Here is a 15849-nt window from a genome sequence, read left to right on the forward strand (position 1 = left end):
TCTTGATTCGACTACATATAGGTTAAAAACAAATCCAGCTGTTGGAAATATGATTCGTATTCTGGACGCCAGGGGTTCAATGTGGAAGCCACCGAGGTCATCAAGAGCGAAGTTCATAAGAGGATCAGAGACCTCGATGTGGACCCTCGCGCCGATATGCAACGCTCACGAGAGGTCATTCGCACCGTCATCTCTGAGTACGACGAACGCAGCCTGGTCGCGGATCTTCCGCCCTTGGAAGACAAGGAAGCCACGTTTCGCTCCATCGACAACCAGCTTTCGGGCTTCGGTGCGCTGCAGGACTATTTCGATGATCCCCGGGTCGAAGAGATCTGGGTCAACTCCCCCAGCGAAGTCTTCATCGCCATCGACGGGCTCCATCAGCTGACGACGACGAAACTGACCGCAGGTGAACTCGACGATCTCATCGAGAGAATGCTGCGCACCTCGGGTCGCAGGGTCGACTTATCACAGCCATTCGTCGATGCCATGCTTCCCGACGGCTCCCGACTCCATGTCGTCCTGCCCGATATCACCCGTTCCTTTCCTGCGGTCAACATTCGCAAATTCATTCAGCGCCCGCGGAACCTCGCCGGCCTCGTCGCCCAGGGATCCCTGACCCCGGCGGCCGCCAGATTCCTTGATGCGGCAGTAGCCAGCGGTGCGAATATCTTAGTCTCCGGGGCAACTCAGGCTGGCAAGACCACCATGCTCAATGCTCTGGCCGGTTCCATTCCCGCCCGAGAGCGCATCATCTCCTGTGAAGAGGTCTTCGAACTCAACCTGCCCAGCCGCGACTGGGTTCCGATGCAGTGTCGCCAACCGTCTCTTGAGGGTACCGGCGAGGTCACCCTACGCTCTCTGGTCAAGGAGGCTCTGCGCATGCGACCGACCCGCATGATCGTCGGGGAGGTCCGTGAGGCCGAGAGCCTCGACCTGCTCGTGGCCTTGAATTCGGGGCTGCCCGGCATGGGAACGATCCACGCGAACTCTGCCCGCGCCGCGATCACGAAGATCTGCACTCTGCCGCTTCTGGCCGGGGCCAACATCTCCTCGTCTTTTGTCGTCCCCACCGTGGCGGTGAGCATCGACGTGGTCGTCCACCTGCGACGTGATGCGAATGGGACCCGTCTCGTCAGTGAGATCTGCGCCGTCCCCGGTGGCGTCGAAGGCGACGTCGTCGAACTCGACACGATCTTCCATTCGCCGCAGGGACAGCTGGTTCGCGGACAGGGGTTCGGCCACCTCGGCGAACGGTTCTCCGCCATCGGCAAGGATCTCCATTCCATTCTGGAAGCCGCATGAGCTATTCCCAGTTCAGTCTTCTCATCGGCGCGTGCTTCGGCGCCGGTCTCTTCCTGCTGTGGATGTCGCTGTGGCAGAGACAGTCGAAGAGACGGGTGCAGCGACGATGGGTACGCGAACTCGACGATATGCTCACCGGGGCCGGCTTCCCACGGCTGCACCCGGGCCACATCATCCTCATCTCCGTGTCCGTCTTCATCGTCGTTGTCGTCGTCGCCACCGTCCTCACCGGCTCATGGGCCATCGCCTCGTGCTTCGGTCTCTTCGCCTCATGGTTGCCGCACAGACTGCTCCAACATCGTGCTCGGAGCAAACAGGTGATGCGCCGCGAACTGTGGCCCGAGACCCTCGACCATCTCAATTCCGGTGTGCGCGCCGGCCTGTCGCTGCCCGAGGCTCTGAGTTCGCTGGCCCACCGGGGGCCCGAACCCCTGCGACCGCTGTTCGAGGTCTTCGCCGAGGAATATCGAGCCAGCGGTTCATTCGCCATCGCACTCGAACGCTTCCGCCAGGTCAGCGCCGACCCTGTGGCGGACCGGATCGTCGTCGCGCTCAGCGTGACCAGGCAGGTCGGCGGAAGTGACCTCGGCACGATGCTGCGAGCACTCGCCCAATTCGTCCGCGACGATGCACGCACCCGCAATGAACTCTCCGCCCGGCAGCAGTGGACCGTCAACGGTGCCCGTCTGGCGGTGGCCGCTCCCTGGGTGGTGCTCGCGTTCCTGTCGACCCGGCCAGAGACAGCGGCTGCCTACAACTCCCAGACCGGTCTGCTTCTCCTCGCCTCCGGATTCGTCGTCTCGCTGCTGGCATATCAGGCGATGAAGCGGATCGGCAGGCTCCCGCAAGAGCCCCGTGTCATCGAAGGATCGTCCCTGTCCTCCTCGTCGTTCCGCCGTTCGGCCGAGGGCAGTGAGGTGCTGTGAGCGCGCTGACCGATCCGCTCACGATCCTTGCCCTCGGGGCTTTCAACGGGCTCGCACTCTGTGTCTTCGTCCTCTCCCTGCCGCCTCTGCGCCGACCAACGCTGTCATCTCGCATCGCACCGTATCTGCGAGACCAGGAATCACTGGTCGACATCTACGCTCCGCCGACTCCCCGCAAGGAGGGGCTGCTGGGACTGCTCAAGTCCGCCACGTTCGGCGCCACCATGTGGGTGACATCCCGGATCACCACCGACGCAACATTGAACCTGCGGATCAACCGCCTCGGCGGGGGTGCGTCTCTGGAACGCTTCCGAATCAATCAGGTTCTGAGCATTCTGGCAGGAATGATCGCCGCCGGATGCGTGGCCGGACTGCTCTCGGCACAACGCGGCTTCTCCCCCGTTGTCACCGTCGTTCTCATCATCAGCGGGGGCATCGCCGGACACATCGCCAACGACTGGCGCCTGAGCCAAGCCATCGCCCGTCACGAGTCGCGTGTCCTCGCAGAGTTCCCCACCGTCGCCGAACTCCTTGCACTGTCCATCACCGCTGGTGAGGGAATCGTCGAAGCACTCGAACGAGTGTGCCGCACCTGTTCGGGAGACCTGATCGATGAGCTGCGCACAGCCCTGGCGACGACGAGAACCGGGACACCACTCGTCGATGCGCTCGACTCGATGGCCACCAGGATCGCCATCCCCGAGATCGTTCAGTTCGTCGACGGTCTGGCCGTGTCGATGACCCGCGGAACCCCGCTGGCGGAGGTCCTCCGTGCCCAAGCTGCCGATGTGCGGGAACAGTCACGCCGCCGTCTGCTCGAGCTGTCGGGAAAGAAGGAGATCGGAATGTTGGTGCCGGTCGTCGTATTTGTACTCCCGGTGACCGTCATCTTCGCTGTCTTTCCCTCACTCACCGTCCTCGACCTGAGCCCATGACCTGAGTCCATGACCTGAGCAGACGCGCTCTCAGCCCGGTCCCGTCACCGTCTGATCGCCTCACCATCTGATCACCCCGCAAACCGATTGCACCGCAGAAGGAGACACCATGTTCCACCACCTGATGAACCGATTCGCTGTGTTCGTCGTCGGCCTCTCAACTGATGACCCAGCCCGCCGAGGTGAGCGCCGAGGCGACCGACCCGACCGCGGTGACGTTCCCGGCTGGGTCCTCATCACGCTGATGACGGCAGGTTTGGTCGTCGCCTTGTGGGCATTGGCCGGCGAAGCCTTCACCTCGATGTTCCAGGACGCGATGAACAAGGTCAGGGGCGCCGGGTGAGTCACCAGGAGCGCGAAGCTCGGGCTGATTCCGGTTCCGCGATCGCCGAGTTCGCCCTCATCGGTTCGCTCCTGGCCCTTGTGCTGGCCGGGACCCTGCAGATCGGTCTGGTCATCCACGTCCGCAACACCGTCATCGATTCGGCCATCGCCGGTGCCCGCCAAGCCAGCCTCGCTGATCAGTCAATGGCAGACGGCAAACGCCTGGCTTCCGAGCTCATCACCGTGTCCGTGGGCGAGCGCTACGCTCAGTCGATCACCGTCACAACGGTGAAGCGCGGGGAGGTCGACGTCGTCGAGGTCCGAGTGGCGACGCCGTTGCCCGTCCTCGGCCTGTGGGGCCCCGCCGAGGTGTGGGATCTGAGCGGACGGTCCATCGCTGAGGACGTCGACAGTGACTGAGACTGACGAGCAGATGCCGGAGGAGCACCCCGATGCGGGAACCGCCGTCATCGAATTCATCTTCGCCTCGATCGTGCTGCTCATCCCCGTCGTCTATCTCATGCTCGCGATCTCCCAGCTACAGGCCGCCAGCTATGCCACCACGTCGACGGCGATCTCGGCCTCCCGGATCGCCGCCCGCGATGCCGACCCCTCCGAACGCAGGGCCCACCAGGTTGCCGACATGCATTTCACCGATTTCGGACTCACCGGTGTCCCCATCACCATCGACTACTCATGCTCTGGACCCTGTGGACAGGCAGGTTCCCTCATCACCGCACGGGTCGAGACGAAGGTGTCTCTGCCCGGGTTCCCGCTCATCTTCGGCACCAATCATTCCCCGCACATCACTCTTCGTGCCACTCACACGGATGTCGTCGCCACCGCGGGTGAGGCCTGAGATGGCGCAAAAGCAGCACCGGGGCCACGCCGATGAAGGGTCGATCACTCCATTGGCGATCGGCTTCGTCGTCATCGCCCTGCTGCTGGCCTTCCTCATCGCAGCGCTGACGGATCTCCACATGACCAGACGGGAATTGCAGAGCGTGGCGGATTCTGCGGCGCTGGCCGCCTCCGACTCGTTCGAACCGGCTCCCGGCAGTGAGCCCGGCCTCGTGTTCTCACCCCCTGCGGCGAAACGGGCCGCCAGTCGCTATGTCGCCGCGGTGCCGACCCCGCAGGGGCTGCACAATGTGGAGCTCAGCGCCGATGCGGACGGGCAGCATTCGGTCGTGATCCGTCTGCATGCCGACTACACGCCCGCGCTGCTGTCACGTTTCGTCCCCGACCTCATCGAGCTGCAGGCCACCGCATACGCTCGTGGTTCGCTGCGCATTTCGTGAGGCTCCAATCCAACGACTCCGACGTGTTCTCCTGTTGATGTCTCCCCCACTTCTGCTCGAATAGCCTGTGGACACAGGCTTCTTGTCCACAGGGGCGTGAGAACTCCTTGCCCGGTGCGGCACAGCTCGTGATCCTGAGAGCATGAACACGCTCGGCCTCATTCATCGCATCGACGCAAACGCGAACATTCGCACCGATGTGATCGAGGCAGACTCTGAGCTGCCAGTCCTTGAGGTATTTCGCACCGTCTTCGGTCCTGTCCTGACCTCGGCCGACCTCGTCGCAGGCAACCGACTGCCGAGGGACTCCGGAACACGAGAGAACCCGGAGACCATGGTGAGATCCATGGCTTGGGGGCGGTGGCAGTCGCTGAACCCTGTCACAGTTCTCGGAGTGTTCCCTCTCTGTCGCGGATCCGGATCTGCTTCCGTCTCAGTGCTCGCGGGGCCCGATTCGGGGTTCACGATCGGCATCGACCCCCGCTCCCCTCTGCTCAGCCGCATCAGCCATCCCGACTGTCTGACCATCGTCGACCCCTGCATGTCCCGCCAGCCGGCGCGACTGGAGCTGGGTCCTGCCAGAGAGCAGCCGTTCTCGTCGTTGGGCACCACGATCTTCGCACCAACCTCCCCTGCCAGAACCCAGGCCAGTGAAGCCCGCTCACGACCTCCCCTTCCTCGAGCCTCCACCAGCACCGGGCGCGAGCCCACACACGTGGCGCCCGCGGCCATCGACGACCCTCGCCCCGCGAAACCTCCCCAATGGTGGGCGTTCCTCATCCCCATCGCCATCGGCGGAGTACTCGCGCTCGTCACCGAAATGTGGTGGTTCCTCCTCTTCAGCGTCTCCGCACCCATCTCCGGATACGTCGCCTATGTCATGGAGAAACGTCGGTACGTCCGCGATTGCGCCCGATGTGTCATCGACCGACGAGCAGCGGTCGAGACAGCACGGCAGAGGTTGGACACTGTGGTCGCCGAACACAGACTCTGGCTGCAGACCAGTTCGGGTCTGTGCCTCGGCTTCGGATCTGCTCGCAGCCCCATCACGATTGCCGATGAACTCCGCGAGGGCACCAACCATTTCGATGGAGCGGTCATCATCGACGATGTGCCGCTTCGCATCGACCCGCGCACAACCTCGGTGACTGTCACAGGCGATCACGAACAGCTGCGTCGCATGGCCCTGTCCTGGTTGGCCGACTCCAGCTACGACTGGCGCCCCTCTCCTGAACTGCTACGACTGCCGGAACTGCAGGGAAGCCGCTTCGACCACAATGACCAAAGCGAGTCGACGATCGGCGTGCGGTTATCCGACCAGAATCCGACGACGCTGCAGCTGCACGCACCTGCGCCCACCGCATCGATCTCGCTGTCCCTGGGCAGTCTGGCCCAGGCACGCACCGACGACTCATCGGCAGCAGACGGCCCAGTGCCGGGCAGAACGCTCATCGCCGCACTCATGCCACCCGGCCGGTACCTCACCCTCGACCAACGGCAGGTGAGCAGAACCGGGGCCGAGAGGCTGCCGAACCACGGCCTCGGCGACCTCTACGATGACGGGCGACAAGCCATTCGCCACCGCTGGGCACGAACTCCTCCCGGGCCGGTGACGATCGGACGCGGAGACGACGGGGACGTCACCCTCGACCTCTTCAACGACGGTCCCCACGCCCTCGTGGCGGGCACGACCGGCAGCGGGAAATCCATTCTGCTCCAGACCTGGCTGCTTGCAATGGCCCTGGAACACCCACCTCGGCGGCTGACGTTCGTCCTCATCGATTTCAAGGGTGGGGCGACATTTGCCCCGTTGGAGGATCTGCCGCACACGGACAGCGTCCTCGATGATTTCGATTCGGCAGCGGCCTTCCGCGCATTGGTCTCCGTCCGGGCCGAGATCACCCGACGCGAACGGCTCTTGGCCGATCACGGATGCTCCGATGTCCTCGAACTCTACGATCCCCCGCCGAGGCTGGTTGTCGTCATCGACGAATTCCACGCACTCATGGCGACCCATCCGAAGGCAGCTGATCTGCTGGAGCACCTGACAGCGCTGGGCCGGTCCTTGGGAGTGCATCTGATCCTCGCCACGCAGCGCCCGCTCGGCGTCGTCACCGGACAGATGAAAGCCAATATCAACATCAGGGTGTGCCTGCGCGTGCGCGAGGACGCCGATTCCTTCGACGTCATCGGAGTCAACGATGCCGCACATCTGCCGCCGGACAGACCGGGAGCGGCGTGCCTCGACTCGGGTTCGTCGGTCGTCGAGTTCCGGGTCGCGGTCCCCACCTCCACTTCTGCCTCCGCCGAGGTGCGTCATCGGCCTCGTCTCCGACCGTGGGAGCCCGGCCGAGGTCTTCCCACCCAACACAGCGTCAACGGAATCCGTGTCGGCAATCTCCAACAGGCCCATCGTGAGGCCGGCGACCGATCGCAGCTCTCGCCTCATCAACTTCGTCCTGTGGTTCTCCCACCACTGCCCGATCCTGAGAATGTCCCTGTGCTGCTCTCATCGTGGGCTGGTGAGGGTGGCTCAGAAGAGAATGTTCCGGGGGTGATGGGCACGACGGTGACCGGGATCGTGGACATTCCTAGCCACCAGAAGCAGAGCACCTGGTCATATTCTCCTGCTGTCGATGGCTCGACCATCATCGTCGGCACCGATCCTGATGTCATCACGTCAGTCATGCGACAAATGGCGTCCAGTGCCGCTGCGACTCACCGCATCGTGGCGCTGGGACGCATTGCAGCGTCTATGGGTTGGGCCGAAGTCACCTGCGGAATGGACACCGGATGGCGGTTCCACACGATCCTCGACCATCTGCACCGTACTCCTGCAGGAGGAGACGGTCCCACCGGCGCAGACCTGCCGGCCACGATCATTGTCTGCAGCAACTGGAATGAGTTCATCGACTCCATGGACCACCAGATGGCCGCCGAGACGGAACGGCTGCTCAAACACGGATCTGGGTTGGGGTTGACGTTCCTGTTGGCCGGATGCCGTACGTCTACGAGCACAAGCGCGGCCTTCACATCACAGGTGATCTTCCCGCCCGGTGCAGGAGGTGATGGACTCAGCGTCGGACTGTCTCGGCAGCGGTTCGTCGGAACATGGCCCGAATACAGGGCAGTGCTCGTCGGCCCCAGTGCGCAGGAAGCCAGCGGTGACGGCGCCGATGTGCAGCTGGTGCCGCACCGGCAGAATATCGCCCGGGCGGACGACGCCGATGACGGGCGCGAAAGCTTCGGACCACGCTGGCGCGGACTCACGGCGGCACCAGGACACGTGGCGGCACCGGGACTCACGGAGGCGCCGGGACACGTGGCCGCGCGACTGGATCCGGCGAGCACGGGGATCCCGCTGGGAGTCGACCCCTTCGGGACGCTCGTCGTGTGGAATCCGGTCCGTGACGGAGAGGTTCTCAGTGTCAGAGGATCACCGCAGTCTGGCAAGAGTGCGACCGCAGACATGCTGCAGCAGACATGCTCCGCTGCAGCAACAGCCAGCAGTCAGGCGCTCACGGTCCATGACGACGCGCATCTGGAGACGAAACCGGACGCCTTCGATCTCCTCGACGGTGGCCTGCATGTCGTGACGATGCCGGTGCGCTTCGCTCCCGGCTACGGTTCCCCTCTGGCTAAGGTGCAGGGCCTGGGGCCGATGCTGATCCTCGGGGCCCACAGTAGGCAGGACCTCAGCAATCTGGGTCTGCTCAGGCTGCCGCCACTCGACGGGGATCCGGGGACAGCGTGGCTCGTCACCGAGCAGCGAACTCAGGCAGTGAGGCTCTTCTCAGCGGAGAGAACCGCTGATCTCACGGTGGAGTTCGCCTGACCGATCGCGATTCGAGCTGACGGTCAGTCAGCACTCTCGTTGTGCCCGCCTGCGAATAGCGGCTCGGTGTGATCGATGAGCTGGTAGGGTCGGCGGCCCTCACCCCGGACGAAGGCGAAATAGCACAGCCACAGCGCCCCGACCCAGAGAACACCCACCCACAGTGCCGGACGGGAATCGGGCACGATTCCGACCATGACGATGACGAAGAGGATGAATGCCACCGTGACCCAGGACCCCACGGGCCACAGCGGCATCGGGAACTCACTGCGCAGTCGGTTCTCCTGGACCAGCACCCGTTTCATCCGAAGATGAGCCGCGAGGATGACCAGCCACACCAATACCGTCGCAAACGTCGCCAATGCGCCGAGCAGGAACAGGGCCTGGTCGGGGTAGAGGTAGTTGAGGAGCACGCCGACGAGCAGGGCCACGATCATCGTGATCACTGTCATCACCGGCACTCCGTTGCGGGTGGTGTGGGCGAAGGAACGCGGTGCCTGCCCCTGTTCCGCCAGACCGTGGAGCATCCGACCGGCACCGAAGATATCGGCATTGATGGCCGAGAGCGCCGCCGTGATGAGCACAACCTGGAGAATGGCGGCTGCCGCGTTGAAGCCGACGGAGTCGAAGATCGCGACGAAGGGGCTGATCTCCGAGGTGACCTGGTTCCAGGGCAGGATGCACATGATCACGCCGAGGGTGAGCACATAGAAGAGCAGGATGCGCACCGGCACCGAGTTGATGGCGGCCGGCAGCACCTTCTTCGGGTTCTGCGCCTCGCCGGCGGTGACTCCGATGATCTCGATGCCGCCGAAGGCGAACATCACGATCGTGAATGATGAGAGGAGACCCCAGAGTCCGTGCGGGAACACACCCCCGTGGTCGAACAGTGCACGCGGACCCATCTGATTGTGGTCGGCGATGCCGAAACCGAAGATGATGATGGCCACGCCGGCCGCGATGAGGGCGATGATCGCGACGATTTTGATCAGCGCGAACCAGAACTCCAGCTCACCGAAGACCTTGACGCCGATCATGTTAATGGCGGCAATGAAGAGCACGACGGCCAGCACCCAGGTCCAGCGCGGAACTCCAGGGAACCAGAAGCCCATGTACACGCCGATGGCGGTGGCGTCGAAGACTGCGACAAGGATCATCTCGAAGACGAAGGTCCAGCCGACGAGAAAACCGGCGAATGGGTGCAGATAGTGCGATGCGAACTGGCCGAAGGATCCCGAGACGGGGTGGCGGACCAGCATTTCGCCCAGCGCACGCATCACCATGAAGACGGCGGCACCGCCGATGATGTAGGCCACCAGCACGGGCGGACCTGCGGCCTGGATCGACTCCGAGGACCCCATGAACAGCCCCGTGCCGATGGCCGAACCCAAAGCCATGAAGCGGATGTGCCGGGCGGTCAATCCCCTGCGCAGACCCACGTTCTCTGTGAGATTGTCACGGGTGATCGACTCTCTGCTCCCACTGTCAGCCGAAGACACAGGTGTCCTACCTTCTCTCAGATTCTCCCGGCAGCAGTCTCGACTCAACGAGGGTCGGCAGGAGGACCCGTGAGTGTTTCGTAGCGGTAGAGTTCGCTCGCCTGGCCGGCTTCGACGAGTCGGTCGGCCAATGCGGAGACCACCGGCATGCCACTTGTGACTTCGAGGACGACGTCGGCATCGACAGAGAGTCGGGCGAGGAGAAGCTCGGCGTCAGCGATCGCTGCCCTGAACAGCTCGCTCGTGGTGTCGGCGGCTTCCTCGCGGGTTTCGAACATCGACCCGATGATGAGTTCAGTGGGGGCCTCTTCGTCATCGCCTGGTGCCGGCATGGCATCCGTGATCTCGACACCAGTCTGGTCGGCTTCGCGAGCGTAGGAGACGGCGAAGGCGCTGAGTCCAGAGTCGTCGGACGAGCCGGCTTCACCGTTGAGCAGTGCGGCACCATGGGCACCAGCGGCTTCGGAGAGGAACGCGTTGTTGACCTGACCGATCGTCAGCGGACCGACAGCGTCGTCCTTGTTCACGGCGGTGTACCACGCGAGGAAGGCCTTCGTGAGCTTGACTGATCCGGTGGCCACGATCTCAAGGTCTTCGGCACGTCCACCTCCGCTGGGCGGCAGCGCACCGGCGGCGACCTTGATCACCCGTGTCGTCGTCAGCGGTGCGAAGCCGAGGGCCTGTGCGAATCCCACACCTGGGCTCCCGGCCTGTACACGTGTGCGCAGGTCAAGTCCTTCCAGGGCAGTCCCGACGGTGTCGGCACACACTGCTTCGAAGAGTTCTCGTCCCTGACCGTGGCCCTGTTCCTCGCTGGCGACCTCGACGTGGGCCCACGCCCGGTAGGGGTGAAGCGGGGACTGTGCGATCGCGGCAGCACCGACGGGCACCTCGGGCACCACCTCGGCGATGACGGATCGCAGCAGGGGTGAATCCGAGGAGGGACGGAACAGGGACCTGGCCATATGAGCGGCCGGCGTATCGGCGTCGGCGAACACCTCGTTCAACCGCAGGTCGTCACCATCGGTCAGGTCTCTGATCGGCATTGTGTGCGCTCCTTGAACGGGTCGAGAACTTGATAATCTTGGCGTCATGACTGACTTAAGCGATCCTACCGCCGCCGCCCGCGCCGCGGCCACGACCATCAACTCCAAAGCCGGCATCGAGGCCCATGACATTGCTCTCGTTCTCGGTTCGGGATGGGGCGGAGCAGCGGAGCTCCTCGGCGAGACGATCAGCGAGATCTCGGCCGCCGAAGTTCCCGGCTTCCACGCGCCCGCAGTTGAGGGCCACGGCGCCACCCTGCGCACGATTCGGATCGAAGCCAGCGGCAAGCACGCTCTCGTCCTCGGTTCCCGCACCCACTACTACGAGGGCAAGGGCGTGCGCGCTGTGGCCCACGGAGTCCGCACCGCCGCTGCCGCCGGCTGCGAGAACCTGGTGCTCACCAACGGCTGCGGAGGGCTCAATCGCAATTGGGCCGCCGGCACCCCGGTCCTCATCTCCGACCACCTCAACCTCACCGGCACCTCCCCCATCGAAGGTGCGAACTTCGTCGACCTCACCGACCTGTACTCCCCGCGCATGCGCGCCATCGCCAAGGAGATCGACCCCAGCCTCGACGAAGGCGTCTACGCTCAGTTCCGCGGGCCCCACTACGAAACTCCCGCCGAGGTGCGCATGGCCGGAGTCCTCGGCGCGCACCTCGTCGGAATGTCCACCTCGTTGGAGGCCATCGCCGCACGTCAGGCCGGTCTGGAACTCATGGGAATCTCCCTGGTGACGAACCTGGCAGCCGGCATCCAGGAGACCCCGCTCTCCCATGCCGAGGTCATCGAGGCCGGCGTCGCCGCCGCCCCGCGGATCTCGCAGCTGCTCGCCGACATCGTCTCGAAGCTCTGAGCGACATCTGCCGCGCTGAGTGAACCGACCAGCGCTCCCCCGACGCGACAGCACAGCTCTTGCCACCCGCATTCCCCTCCCCGACAGCACTGGACAAGGACAGATATGACCGAAGTAGCCGATCGCTTCACCAACGGCTTCGACGCCGACATCGTTGAGGCGTGGATTGCCGATGACCCCGATCAGAAGACAGCGACCACGCTGAGAAACATCCTTGGCGCGGCGAAGGCCGGTGATGCGGCGGCGATAGCCGACCTCGAGGATCGTTTCGCAGGACCCCTGGCCTTCGGCACCGCAGGCCTGCGTGGAGAGATCGCGGCCGGACCCAACCGGATGAACCGTGCTGTCGTCATCCGAGCCGCAGCAGGTCTCTCCCGTTTCCTCCTGAACACGGTGGGCGAGGGATTCACTGTCGTCATCGGATGCGATGCCCGCTACAAGTCCTCAGACTTCGCGACCGACACAGCCGCAGTCGTCACGGCGGCCGGCGGTACCGCCATCCAGCTGCCCGATCAGCTGCCGACACCGCTGCTGGCATTCGCGCTGTCTCATCTGCAGGCCGACGCCGGAGTCATGGTCACCGCCAGTCACAACCCGCCCGCCGACAACGGCTACAAGGTCTACCTCGGTCAGCGTCCGCTGCAGGCCATCGAGTCCGACCCTTCCGCCGCTGAGGCAGGTGCCGGTGCTCAGATCGTCAGTCCCGCCGATGCTCTCATCGCCGAGCAGATCACGGCAGTCGAATCTGTGGCCTCGGTGCCTCGTGCCGAATCCGGGTGGGAGCACCTGGATGCGACGATCGTCGAGACCTACCTGGCTCGCATCGGTGCCCTGGGTGTGCATTCGAGCGCCGACCTGACCATCGTGCACACCTCCTTGCACGGTGTCGGAGCCTCCGTCGCCGAGGCGGCCCTGGCTCGTACCGGTTTCACGAACGTGCATCCGGTGCCCTCGCAACAGGCACCCGACCCGGACTTCCCGACGGTCACGTTCCCGAACCCGGAAGAGGCCGGAGCCCTCGATGAGTCGTATGCCTTGGCCAAGGAGGTCGGCGCCGACCTCATCATCGCCAACGACCCCGATGCCGACAGGTTCTCAGCGGCCATCCCGGATGCCTCGCTGGCAGCCGGTTTCCGCCAGCTCTCCGGCGACGAGGTGGGCCTCCTCCTCGGCGAAGACATCGCGACTCGTCTGGCCCGGGACACTCACCATTCGAGGCAGCAGGTGGCCGAGGACTCTGCAGGAGCAGGCGCCGCTGCTGATGTCTCCTCACCGGTGTTCGCGAACTCGATCGTCTCCTCCCGGGGTCTGGCTGCCGCGGCCGAAAGCCATGGATTCACCGCGACCAACACCCTCACGGGTTTCAAGTGGATCTCCCGTGTCCCCGACCTGGTCTTCGGCTACGAAGAGGCCTTGGGCTACTGCGTCGACCCGGGTGCGGTCAGGGATAAGGATGGAATCTCAACTGCCGTGACCTTTGCGGCCCTGGCCTCACGCCTCAAAGAGGCGGGTTCGAGCATCGATGCCGAACTCGATCGGATCCGCAACCGCGACGGATACTTCGCAACGGCTCCGCTGAGCTTCCGCCTCGACGACGTCAGCCTCATCGCAGCGGCCATGTCGAAGCTGCGGGAGAACCCGCCGGCGACGTTGGCCGGCTCCCCTGTCACCGAGGTTCATGATCTGTCGCAGGGTTATGATGGGCTGCCTCCCACCGATGGCATTCTGCTGCTCTCCGAGGCGAACTCACGCGTGATCGTCCGTCCTTCGGGTACCGAACCGAAGCTCAAATGCTATCTCGAGGTCGTCGCCGACCCTGAAGGACTCGCAGCCGCTGCCGCCGCCGATCAGCGCGCGGTCGCTGCTGCAGGGCTGAGGGTCACGACCGCCTCGGCGAGTGCAGCACTCCAGCCTGCGCTCAAGGAGCGCCTGACAACCATCAGCACCGAACTCAAGACCTTCTTCGGACTCTGATGGTTCCGAGCCGTGGCCGGGAAGCATACAGTCGAGGTCAGATTGAGTGGGTTGCAGAGGCTGTTGCCGAATATGTGGGGGTGGGCCTCAATGGTTACGAGCAGGAAGCAAACATCGGTGCGTAGTAGTCATCCCCGTCCTAGCCTCGACGATCGCGGGCTTTCAGTGACTTACCTTACTCATTTGGTGTGGTGATCCCAGCTCCGGTGGGTAAGAGACCACTGACAGTCCGAATCTATGCAGTCCGCAGCCTCGCGGGAAGATCAGCCCGCGGGCAGTGCTCCTGCCTGGCGGCTGTGCAACCTCAAGATATTGATGACCGCGGCGATGAGTTTGACCTCGCCAATAGCTTTCACGTGCCCGCGCATACTCAATCGCCGCATCCCTAACCATTCTTTAACCCAGGCATTGATCGTCTCGACCAACGCTGCCCGCCGCCGATACAACTGCATATTTTCCTCAGTCGCTAATTTCTCGCGCATGGCCTGCACCAGCGGATACTGCGACGTCTCACTCACTACACCCGCGGCGAGTATGCGTGCCTTGCGGTCAGAAATCAATCGGTCGGGACCATCTACAGCAAGGTTCTCTTTCGAGTGATATCCCGCATCAGCTAACACCACACCGACCGAACCCTGACCACCGGTCGCAGCCTTCAGCTCCCGGTCTGTGGCTCGAAGCATCGGTTCAAACAAATGAACATCAACCGCGTCGGTAAAGACCTCAGCCGCGACGATAACGTGGTCATCTGATACCGCGAACTGCGTGTTATAGCCCTGCACGAATCCTGTCCGGGCCTTCATCAACCGTGACTGCGGATCAGTGAGATTACGTCGGCTTGCCTGTCCCGTTCGCTGCGCAAACGTCTTGTCCTTCAGCGCTTGTATCCGTGTTTTGCTTTCCTCGATGACGGCCCATCGTTTCTTCAACAGCATCAGTTCATCCGGATGCATGCACGGCTTGCGACGATCACGATCGGGACTGGCACGCCAACCTTCGTACTTCTTCAACTGCTGGTCATACATGCGTTGGTAGCGGTGCTGGCGCCTGTCGAGGACGTCTTCAGCTCGTCGAATGGGCGTGCTGGTGACATTGTCCTTGCCTTCGTCGAATGACTCAACGCACTCCTTTGCCCGGTCTAACCGCGACGCGTTGTAGATCACCGCTTTCCGTGCGGTTTCATCATCGTCGTCATCGTCGCCAAGCAGGGCATCGTCATTGTCGGCAGCTTCGGCCTCGTCCGTGATCTCGTCAATGAGACGACGAAGGTAGGGCTCTTTCCGGTTCGCATCGATCGAGGCATTCGCCGCGATCTTCGTACCATCGATGGCGATGACTCCGACGTTGCCCATCCCCGCGCGCACGCACTCGGCCAATACCTGCGCAAACAGATCGGAAAATGCTTCAATATTGTCAGCACGAAACCGTGAAATCACGGTGTGATCAGGGATGTCACCAGCACAGGCGACTCGGAACGCGATGTCAGTCCCGCACAGTTTCTCGATACCCCTCGAAGACCGTTGGCCAACACTGTAGGCGTAGAGCAACAGCACGAGGAGCATATCCGGGTCATAGCCTGGCTGGCCAGCACGCGATGCTGTAGTGGCGCGGCGTCGACGTTTCGTGAATGCGCTCGTCTCTAGGTCACCCACCAGTGCCTCGATGACCCACACCAAATGGTGCTCGGGGAGCCATTCGCGCATGTCCGGGGGCAGGAGGAACTGCTGATCACGGGACGGTATCGAGTTGCCATGGTTCATTGTCTCAATACCGGCCCGCGCCGCCGTTGACATACACGCACCACATATTCGGCAACAGCCTCTGCAACCAACTCAATCTGACCTCGAC

Annotated in this window: 13 protein-coding genes; 10 read left to right on the top strand and 3 right to left on the bottom strand. The window is 63.4% G+C overall.

Annotation, left to right across the window (positions count from 1 at the left end):
• Nucleotides 1–81: 81 nt before the first annotated feature.
• From HX613_RS14455 to HX613_RS14490, 8 genes are all read left to right on the top strand, one after another.
• Nucleotides 82–1305 carry a CpaF family protein gene (locus tag HX613_RS14455; protein ID WP_235345948.1) on the top strand — a complete coding sequence of 408 codons (1224 nt, stop codon included), beginning with the start codon at nt 82–84 and terminating at the stop codon, nt 1303–1305.
• Nucleotides 1302–2231, top strand: a complete 930-nt coding sequence (locus HX613_RS14460; protein ID WP_235345949.1) for a type II secretion system F family protein — start codon at nt 1302–1304, stop codon at nt 2229–2231. The genes HX613_RS14455 and HX613_RS14460 overlap by 4 nt, the downstream gene beginning before the upstream one ends.
• Nucleotides 2228–3166: a type II secretion system F family protein gene (locus HX613_RS14465; RefSeq protein WP_235345950.1), complete on the top strand. Its 939-nt coding sequence runs from the start codon at nt 2228–2230 to the stop codon at nt 3164–3166. The genes HX613_RS14460 and HX613_RS14465 overlap by 4 nt, the downstream gene beginning before the upstream one ends.
• A 109-nt stretch (nt 3167–3275) precedes the next feature.
• On the top strand, nt 3276–3509 hold the full coding sequence (locus HX613_RS14470) for a hypothetical protein (RefSeq protein WP_235345951.1): 234 nt from the start codon (nt 3276–3278) through the stop codon (nt 3507–3509).
• The gene (locus HX613_RS14475; RefSeq protein ID WP_235345952.1) at nt 3506–3910 is read left to right on the top strand and encodes a TadE/TadG family type IV pilus assembly protein; all 405 of its coding nucleotides are present in this window, start codon (nt 3506–3508) and stop codon (nt 3908–3910) included. The genes HX613_RS14470 and HX613_RS14475 overlap by 4 nt, the downstream gene beginning before the upstream one ends.
• Nucleotides 3903–4349 carry a hypothetical protein gene (locus tag HX613_RS14480; RefSeq protein ID WP_235345953.1) on the top strand — a complete coding sequence of 149 codons (447 nt, stop codon included), beginning with the start codon at nt 3903–3905 and terminating at the stop codon, nt 4347–4349. The genes HX613_RS14475 and HX613_RS14480 overlap by 8 nt, the downstream gene beginning before the upstream one ends.
• Before the next feature lies 1 nt (nt 4350).
• Entirely contained in the window at nt 4351–4791 is a 441-nt protein-coding gene (locus tag HX613_RS14485; protein ID WP_235345954.1) for a pilus assembly protein TadG-related protein, read from the top strand.
• Nucleotides 4792–4933: 142 nt separating this feature from the next.
• Nucleotides 4934–8626, top strand: coding sequence for an FtsK/SpoIIIE domain-containing protein (locus tag HX613_RS14490; RefSeq protein ID WP_235345955.1), 3693 nt, complete (start codon nt 4934–4936; stop codon nt 8624–8626).
• A gap of 23 nt (nt 8627–8649) precedes the next feature.
• Here the strand turns inward: HX613_RS14490 and HX613_RS14495 are convergent, their stop codons facing one another.
• Together HX613_RS14495 and HX613_RS14500 are read right to left on the bottom strand one after the other, a co-directional pair.
• Entirely contained in the window at nt 8650–10092 is a 1443-nt protein-coding gene (locus tag HX613_RS14495; RefSeq protein ID WP_442862607.1) for an amino acid permease, read from the bottom strand.
• Nucleotides 10093–10169: 77 nt separating this feature from the next.
• Nucleotides 10170–11171 carry a GNAT family N-acetyltransferase gene (locus HX613_RS14500; RefSeq protein WP_235345956.1) on the bottom strand — a complete coding sequence of 334 codons (1002 nt, stop codon included), beginning with the start codon at nt 11169–11171 and terminating at the stop codon, nt 10170–10172.
• Between the two features lie 46 nt (nt 11172–11217).
• Between HX613_RS14500 and HX613_RS14505 the strand changes: the two genes are divergently transcribed.
• Together HX613_RS14505 and HX613_RS14510 are read left to right on the top strand one after the other, a co-directional pair.
• A complete protein-coding gene (locus HX613_RS14505; protein ID WP_235345957.1) occupies nt 11218–12027 on the top strand; it encodes a purine-nucleoside phosphorylase in 810 nt (269 codons plus the stop codon).
• Between the two features lie 105 nt (nt 12028–12132).
• Nucleotides 12133–14001 carry a phospho-sugar mutase gene (locus HX613_RS14510; RefSeq protein ID WP_235345958.1) on the top strand — a complete coding sequence of 623 codons (1869 nt, stop codon included), beginning with the start codon at nt 12133–12135 and terminating at the stop codon, nt 13999–14001.
• A 263-nt stretch (nt 14002–14264) separates the two neighbouring features.
• Here the strand turns inward: HX613_RS14510 and HX613_RS14515 are convergent, their stop codons facing one another.
• Entirely contained in the window at nt 14265–15794 is a 1530-nt protein-coding gene (locus tag HX613_RS14515) for a transposase (RefSeq protein WP_235345959.1), read from the bottom strand.
• Between the last annotated feature and the right edge of the window lie 55 nt (nt 15795–15849).

The sequence above is a fragment of the Brevibacterium sp. UCMA 11754 genome, from assembly GCF_021532275.1.
Taxonomy (GTDB): Bacteria; Actinomycetota; Actinomycetes; order Actinomycetales; family Brevibacteriaceae; genus Brevibacterium.